Origin of the sequence: Rhodococcus sp. WS1, assembly GCF_003797745.1 — a bacterium.
Taxonomy (GTDB): Bacteria; Actinomycetota; Actinomycetes; order Mycobacteriales; family Mycobacteriaceae; genus Rhodococcus_F; species Rhodococcus_F erythropolis.
In genome coordinates this window covers 2,598,647-2,625,004 of sequence record NZ_RKLZ01000002.1, presented here as the reverse complement: position 1 = coordinate 2,625,004, position 26,358 = coordinate 2,598,647, and the positions used below count along the sequence as shown (strand labels likewise).

At 63.5% G+C, this 26,358-nt stretch carries 21 protein-coding genes; 9 read left to right on the top strand and 12 right to left on the bottom strand.

Annotated features, from left to right (window positions below; all coding sequences use genetic code 11):
* The first annotated feature begins 83 nt into the window (after positions 1 to 83).
* Positions 84 to 1,982, top strand: a complete 1,899-nt coding sequence (locus EEB12_RS25055; RefSeq protein WP_020970176.1) for an ABC transporter ATP-binding protein — start codon at positions 84 to 86, stop codon at positions 1,980 to 1,982.
* Positions 1,983 to 2,083: 101 nt separating this feature from the next.
* On the opposite strand, the gene EEB12_RS25050 is transcribed toward EEB12_RS25055, so the two are convergent.
* Positions 2,084 to 3,859 (bottom strand): DEAD/DEAH box helicase, encoded by a 1,776-nt coding sequence (locus EEB12_RS25050; RefSeq protein ID WP_003945121.1) that lies wholly within the window; start codon positions 3,857 to 3,859, stop codon positions 2,084 to 2,086.
* A gap of 102 nt (positions 3,860 to 3,961) precedes the next feature.
* Between EEB12_RS25050 and EEB12_RS25045 the strand changes: the two genes are divergently transcribed.
* The 4 genes from EEB12_RS25045 (at position 3,962) to EEB12_RS25030 (ending at position 8,223) form a co-directional block, all read left to right on the top strand.
* The gene (locus EEB12_RS25045) at positions 3,962 to 4,789 is read left to right on the top strand and encodes a carbon-nitrogen hydrolase family protein (RefSeq protein WP_020908425.1); all 828 of its coding nucleotides are present in this window, start codon (positions 3,962 to 3,964) and stop codon (positions 4,787 to 4,789) included.
* A gap of 55 nt (positions 4,790 to 4,844) precedes the next feature.
* Entirely contained in the window at positions 4,845 to 5,471 is a 627-nt protein-coding gene (locus tag EEB12_RS25040; RefSeq protein ID WP_024487772.1) for a phosphoribosyltransferase, read from the top strand.
* A 126-nt stretch (positions 5,472 to 5,597) separates the two neighbouring features.
* Positions 5,598 to 6,296 (top strand): hypothetical protein, encoded by a 699-nt coding sequence (locus EEB12_RS25035; RefSeq protein ID WP_019749306.1) that lies wholly within the window; start codon positions 5,598 to 5,600, stop codon positions 6,294 to 6,296.
* A 139-nt stretch (positions 6,297 to 6,435) separates the two neighbouring features.
* Positions 6,436 to 8,223 (top strand): AMP-dependent synthetase/ligase, encoded by a 1,788-nt coding sequence (locus EEB12_RS25030; RefSeq protein ID WP_141488668.1) that lies wholly within the window; start codon positions 6,436 to 6,438, stop codon positions 8,221 to 8,223.
* Between the two features lie 56 nt (positions 8,224 to 8,279).
* Here the strand turns inward: EEB12_RS25030 and EEB12_RS25025 are convergent, their stop codons facing one another.
* From EEB12_RS25025 to EEB12_RS25015, 3 genes are all read right to left on the bottom strand, one after another.
* Positions 8,280 to 9,266 carry an NAD-dependent epimerase/dehydratase family protein gene (locus EEB12_RS25025; protein ID WP_024487773.1) on the bottom strand — a complete coding sequence of 329 codons (987 nt, stop codon included), beginning with the start codon at positions 9,264 to 9,266 and terminating at the stop codon, positions 8,280 to 8,282.
* 87 nt (positions 9,267 to 9,353) lie between these two features.
* A complete protein-coding gene (locus tag EEB12_RS25020) occupies positions 9,354 to 10,724 on the bottom strand; it encodes an FAD-binding oxidoreductase (protein ID WP_020970179.1) in 1,371 nt (456 codons plus the stop codon).
* On the bottom strand, positions 10,721 to 11,422 hold the full coding sequence (locus EEB12_RS25015) for a FadR/GntR family transcriptional regulator (RefSeq protein WP_020970180.1): 702 nt from the start codon (positions 11,420 to 11,422) through the stop codon (positions 10,721 to 10,723). Before EEB12_RS25015 ends, EEB12_RS25020 begins: the two co-directional genes overlap by 4 nt.
* 92 nt (positions 11,423 to 11,514) lie before the next feature.
* Between EEB12_RS25015 and EEB12_RS25010 the strand changes: the two genes are divergently transcribed.
* Positions 11,515 to 12,132 carry a cysteine hydrolase family protein gene (locus EEB12_RS25010; protein WP_021344969.1) on the top strand — a complete coding sequence of 206 codons (618 nt, stop codon included), beginning with the start codon at positions 11,515 to 11,517 and terminating at the stop codon, positions 12,130 to 12,132.
* A gap of 5 nt (positions 12,133 to 12,137) precedes the next feature.
* Here EEB12_RS25010 and EEB12_RS25005 read toward each other — a convergent pair whose 3' ends face one another.
* Complete coding sequence (locus EEB12_RS25005) at positions 12,138 to 12,779, bottom strand: alpha/beta hydrolase (RefSeq protein ID WP_020970182.1); 642 nt, start codon at positions 12,777 to 12,779, stop codon at positions 12,138 to 12,140.
* A gap of 83 nt (positions 12,780 to 12,862) precedes the next feature.
* Here EEB12_RS25005 and EEB12_RS25000 point away from each other — a divergent pair, with 83 nt between their 5' ends.
* Positions 12,863 to 16,306, top strand: coding sequence for a TM0106 family RecB-like putative nuclease (locus tag EEB12_RS25000; protein WP_141488667.1), 3,444 nt, complete (start codon positions 12,863 to 12,865; stop codon positions 16,304 to 16,306).
* Between the two features lie 62 nt (positions 16,307 to 16,368).
* Here the strand turns inward: EEB12_RS25000 and EEB12_RS24995 are convergent, their stop codons facing one another.
* Together EEB12_RS24995 and EEB12_RS24990 are read right to left on the bottom strand one after the other, a co-directional pair.
* Positions 16,369 to 17,544: an amino acid deaminase/aldolase gene (locus EEB12_RS24995; protein WP_020970184.1), complete on the bottom strand. Its 1,176-nt coding sequence runs from the start codon at positions 17,542 to 17,544 to the stop codon at positions 16,369 to 16,371.
* Positions 17,545 to 17,614: 70 nt separating this feature from the next.
* On the bottom strand, positions 17,615 to 18,262 hold the full coding sequence (locus EEB12_RS24990; protein ID WP_020908434.1) for a TetR/AcrR family transcriptional regulator: 648 nt from the start codon (positions 18,260 to 18,262) through the stop codon (positions 17,615 to 17,617).
* A gap of 78 nt (positions 18,263 to 18,340) precedes the next feature.
* Between EEB12_RS24990 and EEB12_RS24985 the strand changes: the two genes are divergently transcribed.
* Positions 18,341 to 19,654 (top strand): D-arabinono-1,4-lactone oxidase, encoded by a 1,314-nt coding sequence (locus EEB12_RS24985; protein WP_019749315.1) that lies wholly within the window; start codon positions 18,341 to 18,343, stop codon positions 19,652 to 19,654.
* A 3-nt stretch (positions 19,655 to 19,657) separates the two neighbouring features.
* Here EEB12_RS24985 and EEB12_RS24980 read toward each other — a convergent pair whose 3' ends face one another.
* From EEB12_RS24980 to EEB12_RS24965, 4 genes are all read right to left on the bottom strand, one after another.
* Positions 19,658 to 20,623 (bottom strand): adenosine deaminase, encoded by a 966-nt coding sequence (locus tag EEB12_RS24980; RefSeq protein WP_019749316.1) that lies wholly within the window; start codon positions 20,621 to 20,623, stop codon positions 19,658 to 19,660.
* Between the two features lie 7 nt (positions 20,624 to 20,630).
* Positions 20,631 to 21,392 carry a crotonase/enoyl-CoA hydratase family protein gene (locus tag EEB12_RS24975; protein WP_141488666.1) on the bottom strand — a complete coding sequence of 254 codons (762 nt, stop codon included), beginning with the start codon at positions 21,390 to 21,392 and terminating at the stop codon, positions 20,631 to 20,633.
* 35 nt (positions 21,393 to 21,427) lie between these two features.
* Positions 21,428 to 22,621 (bottom strand): class I adenylate-forming enzyme family protein, encoded by a 1,194-nt coding sequence (locus tag EEB12_RS24970; RefSeq protein WP_020970185.1) that lies wholly within the window; start codon positions 22,619 to 22,621, stop codon positions 21,428 to 21,430.
* Positions 22,622 to 22,714: 93 nt separating this feature from the next.
* Positions 22,715 to 23,515 (bottom strand): enoyl-CoA hydratase/isomerase family protein, encoded by an 801-nt coding sequence (locus tag EEB12_RS24965; RefSeq protein ID WP_141488665.1) that lies wholly within the window; start codon positions 23,513 to 23,515, stop codon positions 22,715 to 22,717.
* Between EEB12_RS24965 and EEB12_RS24960 the strand changes: the two genes are divergently transcribed.
* Positions 23,514 to 24,914: an FAD-binding oxidoreductase gene (locus tag EEB12_RS24960; RefSeq protein ID WP_141488664.1), complete on the top strand. Its 1,401-nt coding sequence runs from the start codon at positions 23,514 to 23,516 to the stop codon at positions 24,912 to 24,914. The two genes, EEB12_RS24965 and EEB12_RS24960, sit on opposite strands and share 2 nt — an antisense overlap.
* Here EEB12_RS24960 and EEB12_RS24955 read toward each other — a convergent pair.
* The gene (locus EEB12_RS24955) at positions 24,874 to 26,358 is read right to left on the bottom strand and encodes a DHA2 family efflux MFS transporter permease subunit (RefSeq protein ID WP_019749321.1); all 1,485 of its coding nucleotides are present in this window, start codon (positions 26,356 to 26,358) and stop codon (positions 24,874 to 24,876) included. The genes EEB12_RS24960 and EEB12_RS24955 overlap by 41 nt on opposite strands.

Sequence of the window (26,358 nt, the reverse complement as noted above, 5' to 3'; positions counted from 1 at the left end):
TGACCTGAAGTTTGGTTGAGGTTCTACCTTCGTGTCGTACCGGCCACGTAATCTTCGTGGCCGGCGACCGGAGGGGCGAAGTCATGAGTATGGAAGTCACCGCGTGGAACGCGATGTACAACGCGATGCACGCGCAAGAAGATCGGCGCCCGTTCTCGAAGGCGACACTGAAGCGGATCGCGACGTTCGCAGTTCCACAGAAACGCAACCTCAGCTGGTACCTCGTACTCAGTGTTGTCACTGCTGCGCTTGCCGTGGCAACACCCGTCCTGGCCGGGCGCGTGGTCAACGCGATAGTCGGCGGCGACGCCGTCGACGTGGTCGTCAAACTTGCCGCCCTGATCGCACTGGTAGCACTTCTCGAAGCCGCTCTGGGACTGTTGACCCGGTGGCTCTCGGCCAGCATCGGCGAAGACCTGATCCTGCATCTGCGCACCACCGTCTTCGATCACGTCCAGAAGATGCCCATCGCGTTCTTCACCAGAACTCGAACCGGAGCACTGGTCAGCCGTCTCAACAACGACGTCATCGGCGCTCAGCGCGCCTTCAGCGACACCTTGTCCGGAGTGGTCAGCAACCTGGTCACCCTGGTGATCACGCTGATCGTCATGCTCGGGATCTCCTGGCAGATCACCGTCCTCGCGCTGCTACTTCTCCCGATCTTCGTCATCCCCGCACGGCGCATGGGCGCAAAACTTGCAGCACTCAATCGTGAAGCAGCCAACCATAATTCGCTCATGAGCACCCAGATGACGGAGCGGTTCTCCGCTCCCGGCGCGACTCTGGTCAAGCTGTTCGGCCGCCCGTCGCAAGAGTCGGCGGAGTTCGCGGTTCGCGCCAGGCGTGTGCGCAACATCGGAGTCCGGACCGCAATGCTGCAGTCCGTCTTCGTCACAGCACTGACGCTGGTCTCGGCCCTTGCTCTTGCCCTCGTCTACGGACTCGGCGGCTTCTACGCGCTGCGCGGACAGTTGGACGCAGGCGCCGTCGTGGCGATGGCATTGTTGTTGACGCGGCTGTACTCGCCGTTGACCGCACTGGCCAGCGCCCGGGTCGATGTCATGAGCGCCCTGGTCAGCTTCGAGCGGGTATTCGAGATTCTCGATCTGGCGCCGCTCATCACCGAGAAGCCCGATGCACGCACGGTGCCGCAGGGCCCGGTGTCCGTCGAGTTCAAGAACGTCACTTTTGCTTACCCGTCTGCCGACAAGGTGTCACTAGCTTCTCTGGAGGAAGTCGCGATCCTCGACACCCGCGGCGGCGAGGACGTGTTGCACGACCTGTCTTTCCGCACGGAAGCAGGGCAGATGGTCGCCCTGGTCGGCACGTCCGGCGCCGGAAAGTCGACCGTGGCGCAGATGATTCCGCGCCTCTACGACATCGACTCCGGTTCGGTCGAGTTGGGCGGCGTCGACGTCCGCGACCTCAGTGCCGATTCCATCCGCGAGACCGTCGGCATGGTCACGCAGGACGGGCACCTGTTCCACGAGAGCCTTCGATCCAACCTGCTCCTTGCGCGACCGGATGCCACCGAAGAAGATCTGCGCGAGGTTCTGGAGCGAGCACGGCTCACCGACCTGGTTGCGTCGCTGCCCGACGGACTGGAGACCGTGGTGGGTGAACGCGGTTACCGCCTCTCGGGCGGCGAGCGTCAACGCCTGACCATCGCACGACTGCTCCTGGCCCAGCCTCGCGTCGTCATCCTGGACGAGGCCACCGCGCATCTCGACTCGACGTCGGAAGCCGCGGTTCAGGAAGCACTCGGCGAAGCACTCGCCGGACGGACTGCGGTGGTGATCGCTCACCGGTTGTCGACGATCCGTTCCGCCGACCTGATCCTTGTCGTCGAAGCAGGCCACATCGTCGAGCGCGGCAACCATGAGGAACTGCTCGCGCACGGTGGCCGCTACGCCGAGTTGTACCGCACGCAGTTCGACACCAACGCCCGGAAGAACGGCGCCCTCGCACCGACGCCGATCTGATACCGCGCAGCGCCTTGCCCCCCACACAGAAAACAGGCGCTGTCCTCCTCGCGGAGGGCAGCGCCTGTTTCAGTCTTTATGTCAGTCGTTGAAGCTGTAGGTCAGTCGTTGTAGCGATCGCGTCCGCCACCGCGGCGGTCGTCACGTCCACCGCGATCGTCCCGGCCACCACGGTCGCCACGGCCACTCGGACGTCCCTGCGGCGGGCCGAAATCAGGCTGCAGCTGGATCAGGACGCCGGAGATGCGTGTGCGACGCAAAGCTTCGAGAGTCTCGTTGGAGAGGTCGGCCGGCAGCTCGACGATGCTGTGATCCGGGCGAATGCTGATGTGCCCGAAGTCGCTTCGACGAAGTCCACCCTCGTTGGCGATGGCACCGACGATGGCACCCGGAACGACGCGGTGACGCTTGCCGACTGCAATGCGGTATGCAGCCAACTCCTGGCCCTCGGGTCCACGCGAGCGAGGAGCCGGGCCGTCGTCGAAACGACGAGGGGGACGCGGTTCACGCGGCTCGCGCTCACGGCGCGGCGGTGCCGGCGGCTCGGGAGAAAGCAAGAATGCTTCGCCGTCGCGCGACTGCAATGCCAGAGCGGCAGCGATGTCGATGAGCGGAACATCGTGTTCCTGGTCGTAGTCCTCGATCATCTTGCGGAACATCGCGAGATTCTCCGAGGCCAGGCTCTCCGTGATGGAGTCACCGAACTTGGCCACGCGCTGGGCGTTGACGTCGTCGACACTGGGAAGCTGCATCTCCGCAAGCGGCTGACGCGTCGCCTTCTCGATGGACTTGAGCAGATGACGCTCACGCGGAGCGACGAACAGCAACGCGTCACCCTGACGACCGGCGCGGCCGGTACGACCGATGCGGTGAACGTACGACTCCGTGTCATGCGGGATGTCGTAGTTGACGACGTGGGAGATTCGATCGACGTCGAGGCCTCGAGCGGCAACGTCGGTCGCGACAAGAATGTCGAGGGCGCCGTTCTTGAGCTGACCGATGGTCCGCTCACGCTGTGCCTGGACGATGTCGCCGTTGATCGCGGCAGCCGAGTGCCCGCGGGCCCGCAGCTTCTCCGCCAGGTCTTCGGTGGCCTGCTTGGTACGGACGAAGATGATCATCGCCTCGAATGCCTCGACCTCGAGGACTCGGGTCAGTGCATCGAGCTTGCGCTGATGAGCAACCTGAATGTAGCGCTGCGTGATGTTCGAGGCGGTCGACGTCTTGGACTTGACGGTGATCTCGACCGGATTGTTCAGGTACTGCTTCGAGATCCGGCGAATCGAGCCGGGCATCGTTGCGGAGAACAGGGCGACCTGCTTGTCGCCGGGGGTGTCGCGGAGGATGCGCTCGACGTCCTCCTGGAACCCCATCTTGAGCATCTCGTCGGCCTCGTCGAGAACGAGGTACTTGAGATTGGTCAGATCCAGGGTGCCCTTTTCGAGATGGTCGATGACACGACCCGGGGTACCGACGACGACGTGTGCGCCGCGGCGCAGGCCCGACAGCTGGACGCCGTAGCTCTGGCCACCGTAGATCGGCAGCACGTTGAGTCCGGGGATGTGCGCGGAGTACTTGCCGAATGCCTCGGCAACCTGAAGCGCCAGCTCACGCGTGGGAGCAAGCACCAGCGCCTGGGTCTGCTTGATCGACGTGTCGATCCGCGACAGGACTGGAACTGCGAAGGCTGCGGTCTTGCCGGTACCGGTCTGTGCGAGACCGACGACGTCCTTGCCTTCGAGCAGCGGCGGAATGGTGGCAGCCTGAATGGGCGAGGGCGACTCGTAGCCCACGTCTGACAGTGCCTTCAGTACCCGATCATCGATGTCGAGGTCGGCAAATGTTGGGGGTTCGGGGTCACGCTCAATATCACTCATTTGACCAGCAGTTTAGCGGATAGAGTATAGACACGACGACATACCGGGGGTGCATTTACGACAGATCCACCCTCCCAGCGGGTTTCGCCTAGCGTATGGAGCATGACCGAAGCCACCGTTGCCACCCCCGCCCAGACCGTTGTCGCGATTGCCCAATTCGCCCCGGGGACGGACAAGAAAGCCAACCTCGAATCACTGCGATCACTGGCTTCCGATGCAGCAGCACGGGGCGCGAAAGTTGTCGTGGCGCCGGAATACTCGATGTTCACCGCACCGAAGACGGATGAACGACTGATCGAGTCCGCGGAGGACCTGGACGGCGAATTCGGTTCGGCACTGGCGGCGGTCGCCGCGGAGTTCGGAATCTTCCTCGTAGCGGGAATGAACGAGCGGATCGACGACGTGAGCAGAATCTCCAACACCCTCGTCGCGATGGACCCGAACGGCGAACTGGTGGCGACCTACCGGAAGCTGCATCTCTACGACGCATTCGGCTACCAGGAGTCGGCCGTGATCCGTGCCGGCGACATCACGGAACCGCAGACTTTCGGGTGCGACGGCCTGACCTTCGGCCTCCAGACCTGCTACGACCTGCGCTTCCCGGAAGTCACCCGGCGCATCGTCGACGTCGGCGCGGACATCCTGCTCCTGCCCGCCCAGTGGGTGCCCGGGCCACTCAAGGAAGACCACTGGACCACTCTCGTACGCGCCCGGGCCATCGAGAACACGATGTACATCGCAGCGGCTGACCAGAGCGCGCGCGGCGGCGCAGGTGCCAGCATGATCGTCGACCCGATGGGCGTCGTGATGTGTTCACTGGGCGAGCAGGTCGGGGTTGCCGCCGCGACTGTTTCGGCCGCTCGCATCGCCGAAGTACGCGAGAAGAATCCAGCTCTCGCGCTGCGGAGGTTCACAGTCTCGTCGCGGTGACCTGCAGCGGGTAGCGTCGAACAGGTCGGGGTTCGTGCTTCTCGAGGACAACGCAGTGACCCAGTATCGGGATCGATCTTCCGCCGGCAAATTTCTGGCCGGGCGGCTCGAGTCTTTGCGTCTCGACAAGCCTGTCGTTCTCGGACTCCCACGCGGCGGAGTACCGGTCGCAGCCGAGGTGGCTGCGGCACTGAACGCTCCGCTGGACATCGTGGTGGTGCGCAAGCTCGGCAGTCCGTACAACCCGGAACTGGCGATGGGCGCCATCGGTGAGGGTGGCGTGCGGGTCCTCAATCACGACGTCATCGCAGCGGTTCGCGTCTCGAAAAGTGAACTCGTCGCTGTCGAACGCGACGAACGAACCGAATTGGAACGGCGAGCGCGGCTCCTGCGCGAGGGACGGACCCCGGTTTCCCTCCACGGACGCACCGCAGTGATCGTCGACGACGGAATGGCCACGGGTGCGAGTGCCGCCGTTGCCTGCCGCTGCGCGCGCACCGCGGGTGCTGCCTCCGTCATCGTCGCTGTCCCAGTTGCCTCCCCTGAAGCAATGAGAGTGATCGCGTGCTCAGCTGATCGGGTCGTCTGTCCCTTCGTTCCTGCCCTGCTGGGCGGCGTCGGTGCTGCATTCGAGGACTTTCATCAACTCAGCGACGACGAAGTGCTGACCTTCCTCGCCTGAGAGGACACCCCTCCAGCCTGAGCGCAGTCCAAGAGATCTCTGAGAATTTGTGATGTGTGCAACATTTCGCTCCTCGGTGCCGATAGCCCAAATGGAACAAAAAGAATTCGGCTTTCTGGAGGAACCGTGACCATCTCGACCGATACCGTCGACGCCGTCGCAGCTGCGTGCCGTGACCGCCTGGGCGACCCTTCCGCCTGGGTTGCGTCAGACGCTTATCGACAGAGCCTCGCCCTGTGCATCATCGAATCCGTTCAGTCCACGTCGGGCCACAGCGAAGTGACCGTCGTAGATCGCTACCTGGCCTACCGGAAAGCCCGCGAAGACAAACCCGTCACGGACGGCGCACGCGAACTACTCCGCACCTTCGAGGAAGCCGGGAGTTCGGACCAGTGGGCAGGCAAGATCGGCTCGTACAAGCGTCGCTACACGGCGACGGGTGTCCCGATCGAGGCACGTCACATCCAACAGGTCGCCGAAAAACTCCATCACTTGCGGATCAACAGCGTCGAGGACCTGCTCTCTGCTGCCGATTCCGACAACGCTCTCGACGCGGTTCACCTTGCCTGGGTGGACGCCTGCGGAGACGGTTCCGAAGTGACCTGGGCACACCTGTTGATGTTGGCCGGAATTCCACACACCGATCTGGGTACCGCTGCCGACACGTTCATCAGCGCAACACTCGGCACCACCGAGTTGCCAGGAGACACCTCGGAGATCCTTGCAGCTACTGCAGAGCAACTCGGAGTGGATCCGGACCGATTGGACTACGCAATTCGCCGGTGGTTGTCCGTGCACGGCCGCATGCTCCAACACGTCGCCTGAGTACCTGTAAACAAGCGGTCACACTAAACTGCAGGTCAGCGCCCGACCAGTTCTACCGAATAGTAACGACAGTGCAAAATGACGACTAATGTGATGCAATGCACATCAGAAATGTCAGTAGTCACTGGAGGGGTCAATAGTGCGCGAGTTCTCAGTTCCACAGTCGTTCTCAATTCCGGAGAACGTATCCATGGCCGACTCCGTGTTCCGTCACGCCGAAGAAGACCCCACATTCGTGCCGTTCAAGAGGCCGTCGAACGGTGGATGGGTCGACGTCACTGCAGCTGAATTCGCGAAGCAGGTCTCCGCAGTTGCCAAGGGCCTGATCGCTTCGGGCGTCGAGCTCGGCGACCGCGTCGCTATCCTGTCAGCAACTCGCTACGAGTGGGTCGTTCTCGACTACGCCATCTGGACTGCCGGCGGATGCACCGTCGCGATCTACGAGACCTCCTCCCCTGATCAGGCGCAGTGGATCCTCGAGGATTCCGCGACAACACTTCTGGTCGTCGAAACGGCCAAGCACGCGGAGACTCACAAGGAAGTCACCGACGGTGCAGAAGCCCTCCGCGAGGTTCTGGTCATCGAGTCGGGTGCTATCGACGAGCTGTCCAGTCGCGGTTCGGCAAGCACCGACGAAGAACTGCACACTCGTCGTCACCAGGTCACCGCTGCCTCGCCCGCGACCCTGATCTACACCTCCGGAACCACCGGACGCCCCAAGGGCGTCCAGCTGACGCACTCCAACTTCTACGCCGAGTCCAACGCCTGCCGCCTGGCGATGCCGGAGTCGATGGTCCCCGGCAAGAAGACGCTGATGTTCCTGCCGCTCGCCCACGTATTCGCGCGAGCGATCTCCTTCGGCGCTTTCGACGCCAAGGTCACCGTCGCCCACACGTCGGATCTGACGACGCTCCTCGAGCAGTTCGCCGGTTTCAAGCCCAACTTCATCCTCTCGGTACCGCGCGTGTTCGAGAAGGTGTACAACTCGGCTCGCCAGAAGGCAGTCGACGGCGGTAAGGGCAGCATCTTCGACAAGGCTGCCGCCACTGCCATCGAATACAGCGAGTCCCTCGAAAAGGGTGGCCCCGGGCTGGCACTCAAGCTCAAGCATGCGGTATTCGACAAGCTCGTCTACTCGAAGTTGCGCGCAGCTCTGGGCGGCGAGTGCGAGCGTGCAGTCTCCGGTGGCGCCGCCCTCGGCGCGCGTCTCGGCCACTACTTCCGCGGCGTCGGCATCCCGATCTACGAGGGCTACGGACTCACCGAGACCAGCGCCGCAATCACCGTCAACACCTCGAGCGCGCAGCGCGTCGGCACCGTCGGCAAGCCGATCAACGGCCATGCAGCACGGATCGCCGAGGACGGCGAACTCCTCCTGCAGGGCCCGGTCGTCTTCGCCGGCTACTGGCACAACGACAAGGCGACGGCCGAATCGATCGTCGACGGCTGGTTCCACACCGGCGACCTCGGATCGATCGACAACGAGGGCTACGTCTCCATCACCGGGCGCAAGAAGGAAATCATCGTCACGGCCGGAGGTAAGAACGTCGCACCGGCAGGCCTCGAGGATTCCCTGCGTGCGCACGCTCTGATCAGCCAGTGCCTCGTCGTCGGCGACGGTCAGCCGTTCATCGGTGCACTGATCACCCTCGATCCGGAGACTCTGCCCGGTTGGGTCGAGCGCAACGGCCTGCCCGCCGGCACCGCGATCGCGGATCTGGTGAAGAACGCCGACCTGATCGCCGAGATCGACTCGGCCGTTGCCGACGCGAACAAGAAGGTCTCCAACCCCGAGCAGATCAAGAAGTACACGATCCTCGAGGTCGACTTCACCCAGGAGACCGGTGAATTGACGCCGACGCTCAAGCTCAAGCGCAACATCATTCACGAAGCTCACAAGACCAAGATCAGCGACCTGTACGCCTGATCGATCGTCTTTCACGAGTCTGGCCCGGTTCGAATGCGAACCGGGCCAGACTCGTTTCACTCTCCGGCGGAGAGTAGTTCCTTTTCGATCTCGGATGGAAGGCCGTGCACCGCACGATCCTCCCGCTGGGTCGGCAGAGTTTCCCGCTGCATCCACTCCCAGGTATCGCGCACGGTGTCTTCGACGGGACGGCACCGCAACCCTGCCCGCGCCGCCTTGGCAGTGTCGGCTTCGAGGAAACCCGCGAACTCGCCCTCTTGCGGGACCCAACACGGCAGTTGTGTCCACGGTTGCGCTCCCGCTGCTGCAAGTCGGTCCTCGTCGATCCACACCAACTCCGCACCCGAACCGGTGGCGTCCACGCACGCCTCGAGGAGCCCGGAGGTAGTGGTGTGCCCGGACGCACTGATGACGTCGTACGTCCCGCTGATTTCGGCCGCCAGTCCGGACAGGACAAACGATGCGATGTCGCGGGCATCGACGTACTGCAACGGTCTGGTCGGCGCTCCGGGAGCAACGACGCGTCCGCTCTCAGCGATGCGCTGCAACCACCACGGCAACCGCCCGATGTCCTCGTGCGGGCCGAGGATCAACCCTGCCCTCGCGAGCAGCGCGTCCGGGAAGGATTCCAGGACAGCGAGTTCGGCCCCGCGTTTGGCGGACGCGTAATCGCTGTAGTCATCGGACGTCGCAGATGCGGCAACCACCGGCGAGCCCTCGTCCACGTGCAAGCCCCATTGGTAGACGGATCCACTGGAGATGTATGCGTACCGGTCGACGTGACCGTGCAAGACGCGTGCATTCTCACCGACCACTCGGGGGCTACCCGACCAGGTGTCGACGACAAAATCCCATCGACGATCACCGAGCGCCTCAACCATCGCTCGCTGATCGGTGCGATCCGCGAACAGAACCTCCGCGGTAGGTGGTGGCGCTCCGGTGAGCCCCCGATGGAGCACTGTCACTTCCCAGCCCCGCGCCAGGGCGTCGTCGACGAGGGCACGGCCGAGGAACCGTGTTCCTCCGAGCATCAGCAGCTTCATGACGGCCATCGTCACTCGAAAAGCGTCGTGCAGCAACAAGTTCGTCTGGTAGCGCAATTTCCGACGAGTGAGGGTCGGACGAAGCGCTCAGATACCCCGTCCGGGATTGAGAATGCTCTTCGGATCGAATGCGGCCTTCACCGCAAGCATCAACTGGCGTTCGGTCTGGCCGACCATATCTGCCATGTACGGCGCTTTGAGAACCCCGATACCGTGTTCACCGCTGATCGTTCCGCCCAACGCCAGTGCGCCGGCAACGATATCGTCGAAAGCTCCGCGCGCACGATCCTGCGCTCCCGATTCGGCAGCGTCGAACACGATGGTCGGGTGAAGATTGCCGTCGGCGGCGTGGCCGAAGGTTCCGATCGTGACACCGTGGCGATCGGCCGCTTCACGAATGCATTCCAACATGGACGGCAACGCCGGCACCGGCACCGCGACGTCGTCGAGAAGTACCGTGCCCAACGCCTCGAGAGCTGGCAACGCCATCCGGCGGGCGGCAGTGAACTCTTCACCTTCCACGGGATCGTCGGTGTGGAAAACCTCTCGAGCCCCGGCACTTTCGCACGCCGCGGCGCAGTCCGCTGCCTCGGCGGCCGCCGACCTACCGTCGCACTGGATGAGCAGCATCGCCCCGGCCGATTCGTCCAACCCCATCTTCGTCAGCCGATTGACCGCGCCGATGGTGACGTCGTCCATCAACTCCATCTGACACGGTTCGGCCACTGCCGACACGGCGAGGACGGCATCGATCGCGGACTCCGCGGAATCGAAGAAGGCGACGACGGTGGTCGCCGCAGTGGGCGCCGTACGCAACCGCATCGTGGCTTCGACGATGACCGCGAGCGTTCCCTCCGAGCCCACGAGCAGATGTGTCAGGTCCAGCCCCGCAACATTTTTGCGCGTCCGTGCACCGGTACGGACCACACGCCCGTCGGCGAGTACCGCCGTCAGGGCCGCGACGTGATCACCGGTGACGCCGTACTTGGCGCAACAGATGCCGCCTGCATTTGTCGCCAGATTGCCGCCGATACTCGAGATGGCCCGGCTTCCCGGATCCGGTACGTACCAAAGACCCTGCTGTGCAGCAGCTTCCGCCAGGTCACCATTGATCACTCCGGGCTCCACCGTGGCGGTGCGCGCGGCAGGATCGATCTCGAGAATGCGATCCATGCCCGCGACGCTCAAGACGATGCACCCGTCGAGCGCATTGGCAGCGCCGGCCAACCCGGTACCTGCCCCTCGTGTCACCACCGGAACGGAGAGTTCGTGCGCCACTGTCATAACCGCGACGACGTCGTCGACCGTCTTCGCCTTGACCAGCGCGGCGGGCCTTCCGGCTGCAGTGAGCAGTGATTGATCCCGGACGTACGCGCCCATCCGGTCGGGATCGGTTGTCGCCCTGTCCCCCACCGCTTTCTGCAAGCGTTCGCCCAACAGATCGATACTCGTGGTCATTCCGTTCGTCCTTCGTAGAATCCGCGCACATGGCGCTCGACCAAATCGGCGGCCTCGTCAGCTGCGCCGCGCTCGATCGCGTCGGCGATACCCTCGTGCTCGGCCAGCAGTGAGCCAAGCGTGGCCGCCGAGCTCTCGCGCGAGTCGAGTTCGCTCAGCAGGTAGCCGGCGATGCTGTCGCGGAGAACCGTCATGACCAACCCGAACGCCTTGTTTCCGCCCGCTCCGGCGAGCGCAACGTGAAAGTCGACGTCGGCGTCGTGGAATGCGACCGAGTCGTCGGCCCGGGTTGCGATGCGCATTCGCTCGATCGCAGCCCGGGCGTCCTCTGGCACGGCGGCGACGGTTCGTAGCGCAGCAGCTTCGAGCAGCACTCGCAATTCGACAAGATCGCCGAGCGGAACCGCGCCCACTTGCAGTGCCGTACTGAGAGCGGTGGCCGCAGAATCGGCGGTGTGCTCGTGCGTCACCCGAGGCCTGGCAGTAGAGGTGGTGTCCGCGCCGGTCAACAATCCCTGTGCTTGCAGGACACGAAGTGCCTCGCGGACCGTCGATCGTCCCACCGAAAACGTCTGCGCGAGTTCCTGTTCGGTCGGCAACGCCTCGCCGACGGGAAGCGAGCCGTCGAGTATGGCAGCACGGATTCTTCCCGACACGGCAAGGCTGAGCGGCATGCGCGACAACGGAGTCGTATCCATGCCGCGACGCTACCACCCCTTGCCTGCTTGTCTGACAAACTGTTTAATTGAGGAGATTCGTGACCCGGACCACAACAGACAAGGTGTCGACCATGACCGACAAGCTCGAATTGGATCCAGCAACCACAGCCGTCGTGCTCATCGAGTACCAGAACGACTTCACCACCGAGGGCGGTGTTCTTCACGAGGCCGTCGCTCCGGTCATGGAATCGAACGGACTCCTCGCGAACACCACTGCGCTGGTCGATGCGGCTCGGGCGGCAGGTGTCACCGTGATGCACGCACCGATCACCTTCGCCGAGGGATACAACGAAATCACCTCGCATCCGTACGGCATCCTCAAGGGCGTCGTCGACGGCAAGGCTTTCGTGAAGGGTTCCTGGGGAGCTGCGATCGTCGACGACCTCACCCCGAAAGACGGCGACATCGTCATCGAGGGCAAGCGCGGACTCGACACTTTTGCCAGCACCAACCTCGATTTCATTCTGCGCAGCAAAGGAATTCGCACGATCGTTCTCGGCGGCTTCCTGACCAACTGCTGCGTCGAATCGACCATGCGCACCGGATACGAGAACGGTTACCGGGTCATCACACTCACCGATTGCGTGGCAGGCACCTCGGTCGCCGAACACGAGAACGCGATCACCTACGACTACCCGATGTTCTCGCACCCCGTCACGTCGAAAGAGGTGCTCGGCGCGCTCTCCTGAGAGGACTACCTGGAATGCGCGAGAAGGAATTCACGGCTGACGTTGGTGACACTGGCGTGAACCTTCTCGTGCAGCAGGTCGTGACCGGCGTCCTCGAACTCGCGCATTTCGACGTTGCGCAGCGTCCGCGCCCAGTCCCGGACGGGATCGACCGGGGCGATCCGGTCGTCGGTACCGTGAACGACCAGGACTGGGATGCCCGCGTCGGAGAGTTCCGCCCACCCGTGTTGCTCCACCGCGCTGCGCGGAATGCCGCACAACACGGCGGACGCGAATTCGTGATCGCGATGAGCCAGCACCGTCAGCGCAGTCACAGCACCTAACGAATGACCCATCACCGCCTGCGGAACTTCGGGCAGTTCCGCCAAGGCGATGTCAGCCAGCGCGGCTGCATCTGCAGCAAGATCGGAGAGCGGAGCCCCGACTCCCGGATCACCCTCCGACAAGCCGTGTCCGGTGTGATCGATCGCCCACACGTCGATCCCCGACGCCGTCATTGCGCCCGCGAAACGGTGATACTGCCCGCTGTGCTGACCGAGGCCGTGCAGAAAGACCAAAGACACAGTGGGCACTGCGCCCCCTGCCGCCGGCCAATGCCGAAAGTGCACCTGACCGGTTCGTCCGTCGAAGAAGGGCATGCTCGTCATTCTGCACTCTCCTACGGGTATCCGCGGGCGGTGGGCGATTACTGGTGGGTTGCCTTGTCGGTGAGCGATGGCACAATCTCCGTGTGTTCCTACTCGATGATCAGATCGTCTACAGCGCCAGTGACCTCTCGGCCGCGGCCTCGTGCGAGTTCGCACTGTTGCGGCAACTCGACGCCCGCACCGGTCTGATCTCAGCCGAGGCGGTCGAGGCAGATCCGATGCTCGAGCGGACGTCGAGCCTCGGCGACTCGCACGAGCGCGAACAGCTTCAGAAGTTCATCGATCAACACGGAGACGGCGTCGTCGTCATGCCGCGACCGGAACACTCACGCGCAGGCCTGACCGCTGCCACGTTGGCCACCGTCGAGGCAGCACGATCGGGCGCGCCCGTCATCTATCAGGGAACCTTTTTCGACGGCCGATTCCTCGGGTTCTGCGATTTCCTCGTCCGCGAAGGCGACACCTACGCGGTCTACGACAGCAAGCTCTCCCGGCACGCCAAGGTGTCGGCACTTCTACAACTCGCCGCATACGCGGATGCGTTGGAGCGCAATGCAATTGCCGCCTCCGATCAGGTTCATCTACTGCTCGGCGACGGCAGCACGTCGTCGCACGACATCGGAGACATCGCGCCGGTATTCGCAGCACGCAGAGCTGAACTCGAACGAGTCCTCGACGAGCACCGCGCCGAGGGGAAACCGACACAGTGGCTCGACGATCGGTACCTGCGTTGTGGTCGATGCAACACCTGCAGCGTCGAAGTCGAAAGTCATCGGGACCTGCTGCTGGTTGCGGGCGTCCGCGGCAATCAGCGTGAACAACTGATCGTCTCGGGGATCACGACAATTGACGAACTCGCCGCGAGCACCGGCCCTGTCGAGGGAATTCGACGGGAAACACTCGACAAACTCCGTGCACAGGCAGCGGTTCAACTTCGTCAGGAACAATCCGGCAACGCCGAATTCGAGGTCTACGAACCCTCGGCACTCGGCGGACTACCCGTCCCCGACGACGGCGACATCTTCTTCGACTTCGAGGGCGATCCCCTATGGGCCGAGGACGGATCCACCGACTGGGGGTTGGAATACCTTTTCGGTGTGGTCGAAGGGCCGGCGGACGACTACGTGTTCAAGCCGTTCTGGGCACACGATCGCGACGGTGAACGCCAGGCACTCCTCGACTTCCTCGACTACGTCACCGCGCGCCGAGAAGCTCACCCCGGCATGCACATCTATCACTACGCCGCGTACGAGAAATCGGCGCTGTTGCGCTTGGCCGCACGTCACGGTGTCGGCGAGCAAACGGTGGACACGCTGCTCAGCGAGAACGTGCTCGTGGACCTGTACCCGATCGTCCGTGCCTGCCTGCGGATCGGACAACGCTCGTACAGCATCAAGAAACTCGAGCCGCTCTACATGGGTGAGCACGGCCGCGACGGCGACGTGACCAATGCCGCCGCTTCGGTTGTCGCTTATGCCGACTACTGCCAATTGCGCGACGGCGGACAAGCCGACCAGGCCAGGGAACTTCTTCAGGGCATCTCCGACTACAACGAGTACGACTGCGAATCCACTCTGCGCCTGCGCGATTGGCTTGCCGAGCGCGCCGCAGAACACGGCGTCGAACTTCGTGAGCCGACCGGGCAGATCAAGATTCCACTCGAGGAGCTCACCGAATCGGAGATCGCACTCCGCGAATTCGCAGGACACAAGGCAGGTTCGGCGCGTACCCCCGATCAGCAGGCAGCTGCTCTACTGGCTGCTGCGGTGGGGTACCACAATCGTGAGCGGAAGCCGTACTGGTGGGCCCACTTCGACCGATTGGTCACACCGATCGAAGACCTGGTGGACATCCGCGACGTCATGGTGGTCGAACAGTCCGAAATCGAGGCGGACTGGCACAAGAGCACCCCACGTCAGAAGAAGTTCCGTCGACACATTCAGCTGACCGGAAGTTTCGGCACCGGAACGTCTTTGAGCCCGGGCAGTGATCTGTTCGCTCTCTACGCAACCCCCTCCCCCGATGCTGTTGCAAGCGAGAACCCCACCCAACGCGGCACCAGCAGCGTCAAGGTCACGGCCGTGGTCAAGTCCGAAGGACTCGACGTGGTCACCGTCGAAGAACTGCTCGGCGGTGACGAATACCTCGATGCCCCAGTCGCATTGGCACCTGGACGTCCGATTCCCACCGGACGCATGGAGAAGTCCATCGCCGCTGCCGCATCCGGCGCCAGCGAGATCCTGCCCGAACTGCCACCCGTAGCAGCGGTCGACATTCTCCGGCGCAGCACCCCGAGGACACGCTCGGGTTCACCGCTCCCGCCCGTCGGCACCGACAACAACTACGCGGACGCCATCACCGCCGCACTTCTCGACCTCGATGATTCCTACGTGGCAGTACAGGGTCCCCCTGGTACGGGCAAGACCTACACGGGTGCTCGTGTCGTCAAGACACTGATCGAACAACATCAGTGGCGAATCGGAGTCGTGGCTCAGTCACATTCGGTGGTCGAGAACATGCTCGGCGGCATTCTGAAGGCCGGCGTGGACCCTGCACTGGTCGCGAAGAAGGGCAGCCGCAGCAAGACCGCAGAATGGCAGGACATCGCATCCGAAGAATATGCGGGATTCATCGCCGAGGCCGAAGGCGTCGGCTGCGTCATCGGCGGCACTGCGTGGGACTTCGCGAACACCGATCGTGTTCCAGCGGGCAGCTTGGACCTGCTCGTGGTCGACGAGGCGGGCCAGTTCGCGCTCGCCAACACCATTGCCGTCGCGATTTCCGCGCGAAACCTGTTGCTGCTGGGCGATCCGCAGCAGTTGCCGCAGGTAAGCCAAGGTACTCACCCCGAACCTGTCGACGAATCGGCGCTCGGTTGGCTCGCCGAGGGACACGGCGCACTGCCACCCGAACTCGGCTACTTCCTCGAGAAGACTTGGCGGATGCACCCGGATCTGTGTGCGCCCGTGTCCGCACTGTCGTACGAGGGCAAGCTCCATTCTCAGGAAACCGTGAGTGCGGCAAGGAAACTCGACGGACTCGCTGCCGGAGTGCACACAGTGTTCGTCGATCACCGCGGCAATTCCACGTACTCCCCGGAAGAGTCCCAGGAAATCGTTCGCCAGATCCAGGGCCTTCTCGGTACGCCATGGACCGATCCGAGCGAGTTCGAGGGAACCCGGCCCCTGGAGCAGTCGGACATCCTCGTGGTCGCGGCATACAACGCCCAGGTCGGTACCGTCGAGCGCGATCTCACCGAAGCCGGTCTCACGGAGGTCGAGGTCGGGACCGTCGACAAGTTCCAGGGCCGCGAGGCCGCGGTGGCAATCGTGTCGATGGCCGCATCTGCCGTCGAGGACGTCCCGCGAGGAATGTCGTTCCTCCTGTCGCGGAACCGCCTCAATGTTGCTGTCTCCCGCGGCAAGTGGTGCGCGATCATCGTCCGATCACACGCGTTGACGCAGTACATGCCGAGCACGCCCGCAGGATTGGTGGAGCTGGGCGCGTTCATGAGGTTGACGAGCTAGCCGAATATTTTCACAGCCAAACGCTGCCCTACCCGAAACACTGCCTTACCCGAAGCACTGTCCTACCCGAAACACTGCCCTTCGCCGCGGTAGGTGGGAACCGAGGTTCGGGTGCCGTCGGCTTCGACCACATACACGCGGTCGAAGCGCTCGCACAGCTCGCCGGCTTTGGCGTGACGGAACCATACGCGGTCGCCGATCGCGATGTTTCCGGCTTCCTTCCCGGTGACCGGTGTCTGGACTTCGCCGGCTCCTTCGTTGCGGAGCAGTTTGAGACCAGCGGGCCAGACCGGTGACGGAACGCGGGTGGCTCCGGCAGGTCCCGACGCGATGTATCCGCCGCCGAAAAGGGTCGTGACCGACGGCGTCGGCTTGCGCACGGCCGACAGTGCGAAGAACAGCGCCGGATCGGGACGGAAGGCACGGTAGCGGTCGAACAGGGTCGGTACGTACAGTCCGGAGCCTGCTGTTACCTCGGTCACCACAGGATCGGCCGAGCTGACCTCCAGCGACCCCGTACCGCCGCTGTTGACGATCTCGAGTGCACCCACGGCATCGGTGACGGCCGCGACCACAGCGCCCCTTCTGGACGCCAGTTCGCGGGCAGAGGCCTTCTTGACCCAACCGATCGGAGCGCTGGTGTCCGGGAGGCCGGCGATCTGGGCTTCGTAGAACATCACGCCGACGACGGAGAATCCGCGCTGACGAGCACGCGCCGCGAGTGCGGCGACCGCGGCAGGTTCGCGCAGCGGCGAGCGTCGTACGCCTAGATGAATCGGACCGATCCGAAGTGACGCATCGACGTCGAGACACACCCGGACAGGCGCATCTCCCGTCGACGCCGAACGAATGAGATCCAACTGCGCATCGTCGTCGACCATCAAGGTGATCGATTGGAGGGCGGTGTCATCGGCAGCGAGATCCGCGATGGCGCCACGATCGGCGGTCGGGTATCCCATCAGGATGTCCCGTGCGCCGAGCCCGACCAGCCACAGAGCCTCGCGCAGTGAGTACGCCATGATTCCGCGGAACCCGCCGGATGCAGTCAGTGTGTCACCGAGAGTTTCAGTCAGAACCGTACGACAACGAACCGATTTGCTCGCCACTCGCACCGGGGTTCCACCGGCGCGGCGCACCAGGTCGGCTGCATTACTGCGCAGTGTGGTCAGATCCAGAGCAGCCAGAGGCGGGTCGAGTTCTCGCGTGGCAGCAGTGAGTCGATCGAGGGTCCTGGTCACAGATGATCCAATCGTCGCGGCGTGCGACCAGTCAATCACCAATCCTGGACGTATGTCCAGGATGGCGGTTCTACTGAGGCGCGACCACTGCTTTATTGGCGATTACCTGAACCATTTCTCCGAACTCGGCAATGGTCGCGTCGGAGTCACGATCAACCAGCCAACGCAGAACAAGGCCGTCGATCATTGCAAGACTCAGTCGCGCAATCGAACTCAACGGCTCCGTCCACACCGTGCCCGATATCTTGGCGCACTCTTCGAGAAACGACACCGCGAGCTCATCCATGATTCGGTACTGCTCAAATGCAACTGCCCCAGCACGTTCGGCTCCGAGATTGCGACTACGCAGTGCCTGCGCGGTAATTTCGTAGGTCAACAACTGGCGATCCGGGGTTGCTTCGATGGTCGGCCACATTCCGGTCAGGCCGATATGCAGCAATTCCCTGAGCCCCTGCACGCCACTGAGATCCGGCGCATGGCGGACCTGCGCGAACGCATACTGCATCGACGCACTGAGCTGCAGAATGAGCGTTTCACCCATTGCCGCGATCAGCGCTTCCTTGCTCTCGAAGCAGTAATGAACGACGCCGAGCGATACGCCGGCCTCCTCTGCCACCGCCCTTACCGTCACAGAACTGACACCGCGCTGTTCCGCAATAGACAAAGCGGACTCGACCAATTGTGTGCGGCGTTCGTCCGCCGGAAGCCTGTTCAGCATCCAATGATCGTAGAACGCAAATGACAAAATCTTCGCGCAATACTTGCCTGGACGACCGTCCAAGTACATTATTGCGTAATGGCTTCGGACACTTGGCAGAACTGGGCGGGCACTCAAAGTGCCGCGCCGCGTCGCTTTGCGACGCCGACAAATACCCGTGAACTTTCGTCGTTGGTCGCCGAGGCCGCGGCGCGCGGCCAACGCGTGAAGGCCGTCGGCGCCGGCCATTCGTTCACCGGTGTCGCGGTCACCGACGGTGTCCTCGTCAGCCTGGACAACTTGAGCGGAATCGACTCGATCACGCCGACCGACGACGGTGCGCTGGTCACTGTTTTTGCAGGCACTCGCCTTCATGCTCTCAACGACGCCTTGTGGCAACGCGGATATGCGATGGCCAATCTCGGCGACATCGACGTCCAGTCACTGGCCGGCGCGACGTCCACCGGCACACACGGCACCGGCGCACGATTCGGCGGTATCGCCACACAGATTCGCGGAATCGAGATCGTTCTCGCCGACGGATCCGTCGTTACCGCAAGCGCAGACGAAAACGTCGAATTGTTCGAAGCAGGCCGCCTCGGATTGGGCGCAATCGGCATCATTTCGAAGATCACTCTCGCCTGCGTCCCGCGATTCACACTTCGCGCAATCGAGGAACCCGACACGCTGTCTCACATACTGGACACCCTCGAGAGCGATCGTCTGGGCTTGGACCACTTCGAGTTCTACTGGTTTCCGCACACCGACCGTGTCCTGACGAAGAGCAATACGCGACTGCCCGGAGATACCGAACCCGATCCAGTGGGCAAGGTCCGCGCGTTCGTCGACGACGAACTCCTCTCGAACACACTCTTCGAAGGTGTCAACCGCGTTGCCACCCTGGCACCGGCCGCGATCCCGAGAATCAACAACGTGTCGTCTCGATTGCTCGGCGCCCGGGAGTTCACCGATCGCAGCTACCGAGTATTCGCGTCTTCGCGCCGGGTGAAGTTCAAGGAGATGGAATACGCGATTCCCCGCGAACACGTCACCGAGACACTCCACGAAATCGACCGCTGGATGAAGAAGTCCGGAACTAACGTCGCGTTCCCCGTCGAAGTACGTTTTGCTGCCGCCGACGACCTCTGGCTCTCGACTGCTCACGGACGCGACACCGCATACATCGCCGTACACCAGTACCACCGACGACCCGAAACCGAATACTTCGCCGCAGTGGAAGCCATCGCCCGCGCCGTCGACGGCCGGCCGCATTGGGGAAAAATGCACAACCGGACCGTCGACGACCTGCGTCCTACGTACGACCGACTCGACGACTTTGTCGCCGTGAGAGACAAGTACGACGCGAATCGTGTGTTCGACAACGAATACTTGCGTCAGGTACTCGGCGACTGACGGTCAGCGCCGCAGCAGTTCCGCTTTTCGTGCATCGCTCGCAAACGAGGCTTTGATCGAGTTCCGGGCGAGGGTGTCTCGCTCGGCCTCGGTCAGACCCAAGGCTCGGCCCAGTTCGGTGAAATTGTCGTCGACGTATCCCCCGAAGTAGGCCGGGTCGTCGGAGTTGACCGTGACGATCAAACCCATCTCGAGCATCGATCGAAGCGGATGATCCGACAGCGAATCGAACACCCGCAGACGAACGTTCGACAACGGGCAGACCGTCAGTGGAATCTCCTCGTCGACCAGACGCTCGATCAGGGCAGGATCCTCGAGTGCCCGGACTCCGTGGTCGATCCGCTCGGCGCCGAGAATGTCGAGCGCCTGCCAGATGTACTCGGGCGGTCCCTCCTCGCCGGCGTGAGCGACGACGTGCAAACCCTCGGCACGCGCGCGGGCGAACACGTCCTCGAACAGTGACGGCGGGTTGCCGACCTCCGCGGAGTCGAGTCCGAGCCCGACGATCGGAGCCTGCAGGCGAATTATCTCGGAGAAGATCTCCTCGGCGTCCTTGACGGGCTGATCTCGGAGGATGGCGGCGATTGCCGCGCTGCTGAGCCCGAACTCGCGCTCGCTCGATGCCACCGCATCCATGATCCCGTCCAGGACCTCGGTCAGCGGAACACCACGGACTACGTGCGCCTGTGGATTGAAGAAGAACTCGGCATGCGCGACGCCGGCCGCAGCCGCCCGGCGGAAGTACGCTCGCGTCAGGTCGGCAAAATCCTCCGCGGTGCGCAGGACGGCCATGTTGGCGAAGTAGAGATCGAGGAACGACTGCAAGTCGGTGAACTCGTACCTCGACTTCAGATCGTCGATGTCCTTGTACGGCAGATCCATTCGATTGCGCTCGGCAAGTCGGTAAATCTGTTCGGGCTCCAGAGAACCCTCGATGTGCATGTGCAGTTCTGCGACAGGTGTAGCCATGTCGGTGTTACCGCCCCTTCCAGACCGGGGCGCGCTTCTCGGCGAACGCCGTCGCGCCCTCGCGTGCATCTTCGGATGCGAACACCGGCGCCATGACCTGCAACTGCTTCGCGAAAGCTTCGTCGTCGGACCAACCGCCGGCCTTGACGACGATCTCCTTGGTGACCGCTACCGCGAGCGGTCCGTTGCGGGTGATTCGATCAGCCAGCTCCAGTGCGCCGTCGAGCGCCTTGCCCGGTTCGGTCAACGTGTTCACGAAGCCGTAGCGGTATGCCTCCTCGGCGGTGAAACTGTCGCCGGTCAGCGCCAGTTCCAGAGCCTTCTGGTACGGAATCCGCTTGGGCAGGCGCAACAATCCGCCGCCACCTGCAACCAGTCCTCGCTTGACCTCCGGGATACCGAACTTCGCTTCGGACGACGCCACCACCAGGTCGGTGGCAAGCACGAGTTCCGTGCCGCCTGCCAACGCGAAGCCCTCGACCGCCGAAATGATCGGCTTACGCGGTGGCCCTTCCGTGAATCCGAGACCGCGTCCCGGCACGAGGACGTTCTCGCCGGCCACGAATGCCTTCAGATCCATACCGGCACAGAAGTTTCCGCCGGCTCCTGTCAGCACGGCCAAGGACAGATCGTCGTCCGCATCGAGCTCTTCGACCGCGGCGGCCAACGCGTGACTGACCGCCGAGTTGATGGCGTTACGCGCCTCGGGCCGGTTGATGGTGATGATCAGTGTCCGCCCGCGCCGCTCGGTGAGAACCTCGTCCGCCATGATGTCCCTCTCGTTTGTCGACCACGCTCGCGTGACTACGCGACGTTGCGTTCGACAATACGGACGAAGCCATCGGGGTCGATCTGCGCGGTGTCGTGAGTGCAGAACCACCCCTGGGTGAACCTCGTCGAGGTCGCTTGCGGCGAGTTCCAATACCGACGCGTGACACTCGGTCCACGGCACAACAACTCGCCGAAACCACCTGGCGCATCCGGGCCGTACAACGCCACTTCCATTCCACCGAAAGCGATTCCGACGCTTCCGAGGTGGGTGGGCGCCGACTCGGTTGGCAGAATGAGACCAGCCCCACAGGTTTCGGTTTTACCCCACCCGATCACATGCCGAGCGGCCGGGAACAGAGTCAGCAGCTTGGATTCCTGTTCGGCCGTGATCGGCGACCCGCTGCAATCGATCCACTGCACCGACCTCGAACCGGCACGTGCCGCCGGTCCGAGCGTGAGCAACCGTGGCTCGAGCAAGTCCTCGGGCCGCCCGGTCACGATGTCGACGGTATGCACACTCTCACGCCAGAAGTCCCCGGCGAGGACCACCGTTCCACCGACCACCAACGTCGCGAGCACGTGCACGAAGTGCCGCACCGACTTGAAGTCGTTGTCCACCAGCAGATTCCGCACACCTTCGACGCCGTAGTCACGCGAGTGCAGAATTCCGACGATGGCAGAAAGCACGTTCTCGTTACTCAACTCGACGCCAAGCATCTCGCCCGAAGAATCCGCGGTGTACGCGAGGATCGCCATCTCGTCCGGGGCGGCGCCGTCGTCGATGAACGGAACACCGTGCGGGAGTTCCCCGTCGAGCACCAACACCGAACCACTGTCCGCGATGACGAAGTCCGCCGCGTCATCACTCAAGTGCACACCGACGGAGACCGGAACGCCGCCGGCGAGGATGACGCCGAGGCACGCCTCCATCCATCTCACCCCAGCGGCGACACGAATGGCCACACGGTCACCGATCTCGACGCCTCGCGACTTCAGCCCTCCCGCGACCCGCGACGCCTCGGCCCACAGCTCCGCGAAGGTGACCTGCTCGCCGTCGACCTCCTCGACCGCGACGCGCGAGGAGAACCGATGGACGGCGATGTCCAGTAGTTCGGACAACGACGGGTCCAGTTGGCTGTACCGAAGCACCCCGTCACCGGCGCGGGTGACGCGGGCGTCGGCGAGGAGCTGATTCGAACACGGGTATTCCACAAGCGTCGACCGCATCGATACCTCCACGTCACTGACAACCCACCGGCCATTCGACTATATGACGTGGATCACAGTTCGTGGAGGTCTCTGGCGATAATCGTCGCAAACTTACTTTCCGGAGTAGACCGCTTTGCCCGGTCCGACGTCGAGGAAACTGCGGACAGCGCCGCGTAGGTCATCGGTGGCGAACAGCGCACCGGACACCCCGGGGGTCACCGAATCCGCGTGGGCGATCCCGCCGGAACGCCAGGCCGCGACGATCTGTTTGGTGGCGTCGTGGGCTCGCGTGGGTCCGTCCGCCAACCTGGTCGCCAGGGCACGCGCCGCAGCATCGACATCGTCGTGAACTGCATTGACGACGCCCCACGAGTGCAGGGTTACGGCGTCGTAGAGATCGCCGGTCATGACCAACTCCCGAGCCCGTCCGGAACCGGCACGCTCGGCCAAACGCTGCGGTCCACCCATGGACGGCGTCAGACCGACCACTGTCTCGACCAGTCCGAACTTCGCCTTGGGCGCCGCGAGGATGATGTCGCAAGCCAAGGAGATCTCGAATGCAGCAGTCAGCGTCAACCCGTGCGCCGCATAGATCACCGGGCACTGCAATGCCTCGAGCGGATGGCAGATCTGGGCAAACAGTTGGCGCCACAACTCCGCGCCCTGCTCCGGGTCGAGGCCGTCGAACACATGGACGTCGACGCCGGCCGAGTTGACCTTGCCCTCGGCGCGCAGAAGCACCGCGCGCGGTGGGTTTTCGGTCAGCGCCGCAACATCGGCGATGACCGCGTCGAACATGGCCTGATCGAACAGATTGAGTGGTCCGTGCGCGAACGTCAGGACAGCCACCTCGGCACCACCATCGGTGGTGAAGCGCTCGAGACGGGTGGGATGCGATTCGGGAGCAGTCATGCCGCCACACTGCCACATCGAACCGGCCTACGATCGTCGGGTGGACGGTCTGAGAAATGCGCTCGCGGACGTTGTGGGACACCGGTTCGTCGTCACCGACGCCGACGTGTTGACGACCCGTTCCACCGATCAGACAGGGCGGTACACGGGCCGTGCCTGCGCCCTGGTCCGACCGGCCGATACAGCCGAAATCGCTGCACTGCTGAACGTGTGCCGCTCCCGCGGTGTACCGGTCACCGTTCAGGGCGGGCGAACGGGCCTGGTCGCCGGCACGGTGCCCGAACACGACGACGTCCTGCTCTCCACCGAACGCCTCGCGGCGATCGGCGACGTCGATCTTGCCGCCGGGCGGATCACCGTCGGGGCGGGAGTGACACTCGCGCAGGTACATTCCGCGGCGGCCGCCGCCGGTTTGAAGTTCGGTGTCGACATAGCCTCGCGGGACACTGCGACGATCGGCGGCATGGTGTCCACCAATGCCGGTGGCCTGCACACGGTTCGATACGGGAACATGGCCGAACAGGTGCTCGGACTCGAGGTGGTACTCCCCGACGGAACTACTGTGCGCCGGTCACCGAAAGTGCTGTCGGACAACTCCGGATACAACCTGCCCGCGCTGTGGGTCGGTAGCGAAGGAACTCTAGGGGTGGTCACTTCCGTCGACCTGAAATTACGGAAGATACCGACCTACCGCGTGACGTCGCTGATCGGTTTCGACGCACTCCAGGACGTCGTCGAGGCGGGGCGAGTGTTGCGCGCTCTCGACGGCGTCGACGCACTCGAATTGTTGGACGGGCGCGGTCTCGAACTGGCCGCACGCCATTTGAACGCCGCGGTTCCGACGGGGCGACCGTGGTACCTCCTCGCCGAGGTGTCCGCGGCCCACGATCCGCTGGAAGACCTGGCCGAGCTGCTCGAACGCATCGGCCCACCGCAGACCCCGGCCGTGGCGGTCGACGCCCCCGGCTCGACGCGCTTGTGGGCGGCACGCGAATGCTTCGCCGAGGTGGTCGGATTGTTCGGTCCCCCACTGAAATTCGACGCGGCGCTACCGCTGGACTCGCTTGCCACCTTCACCGAGGACGCAACGGCGGTGATCGCGAGCCGAGCGCCCGAGGCAATTCCGATCCTGTTCGGACACGTCGCCGAGGGAAACATCCACCTCAACGTCCTGAACTGTCCGAACGCCGACACCGTGTATCGCAGTGTCCTCGAGCTGGTTCGCGATCACGGCGGAAACGTCAGTTCCGAGCACGGGGTGGGCTCGCTCAAACGCAACTATCTGGACCTGGCCCTCTCGGCGCAGGACATAGCCACGATGTGGGCGATCAAGCGAGCCCTTGACCCGAGCGACTATCTCAATCGCGCAGTGATGTTTCCCGACGCGCTTCGGCACTGACGGCCATCGCGTCGTCGTGCGCGTCCCCGCGTAAAGGCCGGGCGAAGCACACCGACGCGACGAAACCGATGAGCAGCACACCCGCAGGTAGCCAGATCGACTCCGACATCGCCGTGCTGAACGGTTCACGGACGAACTCGGGGAGGTGACCCACGCCGGCTTCCGAACTGCCGCCGGTCAGTCCCTGAGCCGCCAATCGTGCAGTGATCAGAGCGCCGATCGCAGCGCTGCCGAGAACTGCACCCACCTGCCGGGTGGTGTTGTAGACGCCGGCGCCCGCGCCCGCCTGCATCGGAGGCAGGTTGTGTGTGGCGGTGGCCGCGAGCGGAGACCAGATGCACGCGTTGGCGAAGCCGATCAGGCCGATCGGCAGGAGCAGTTCCCAGATCGCGACGTCGGGAGACATCACCAGTGCCAGCCAACCCAAGGCGACGGCGAACAGCAGGAAGCCGGTGCCGGCGATGTAGCGCGGATGTGTCTTGTCGACGAGCTTGCCGATGATCGGGGCGAAGATACCGGTCAGCACTGCCATCGGAACGAGCAGCAACGCCGACTGCGTCGGGGAGAGGCCACGAACTGCCTGTGTGTAGAACATCAGCGGAAGGACCATCGACGTGATCGCAAAGCCCATCGCGGTGATGGCGACATTGGCGAGTGAGAAGTTGCGATCCTTGAAGAGCTCCAAGGGAAGCAAGGGTTCGTTCTTGTTGCGCGACTGGTAGAACACGAACACCGCGAGCAACACCACACCGGCGCCGATCAGGCTCCAGACGAATCCGTTCCAGTCGTACGAACTGCCTTCCTGGATTCCGAACACCAGAAGGAACATGCCTGCGGCACTGAGAATCACGCCGGGGATGTCGAACTTGTGCTCGCTGGTCGGCAACGACGGAACGAGCTTCCACGCGAGCAGGAAGGCGATGACACCAACCGGGACGTTGACGATGAAGATCCATTCCCAGCCGAGATTGTCCACCAGGACGCCACCGGCAAGCGGACCCACCAGGGTGGCAACACCGGCAACGGCGCCCCACAGACCCATTGCGGCGCCACGCTTGTTCGGCGCGAACGTGCGTGTGATGACGGCCATCGTCTGAGGCGTCATCATTGCAGCGCCCAGGCCCTGGAAAGCCCTTGCGACGATGAGCATCTCGACGCTGCCGGACAGACCGCACCACAGTGATGCGCCGGTGAACAGTACGAGGCCGATCATGTACAGGTTCTTCGGACCGAACCTGTCACCGAGTCGGCCGGTGACGAGCAGCGGCACCGCGTACGCCAGCAGGTACGCGCTGGTGACCCAGACGACCTTGTTGATGTCGGTGCCGAGGTCCTCCATGATCGCGGGGTTGGCGACAGCGACGATGGTGCTGTCCACCAGAATCATGAAGAACCCGATACACAGCGCCCACAGCGCGTGCCAGGGATTGACCTGCTTTTCCAT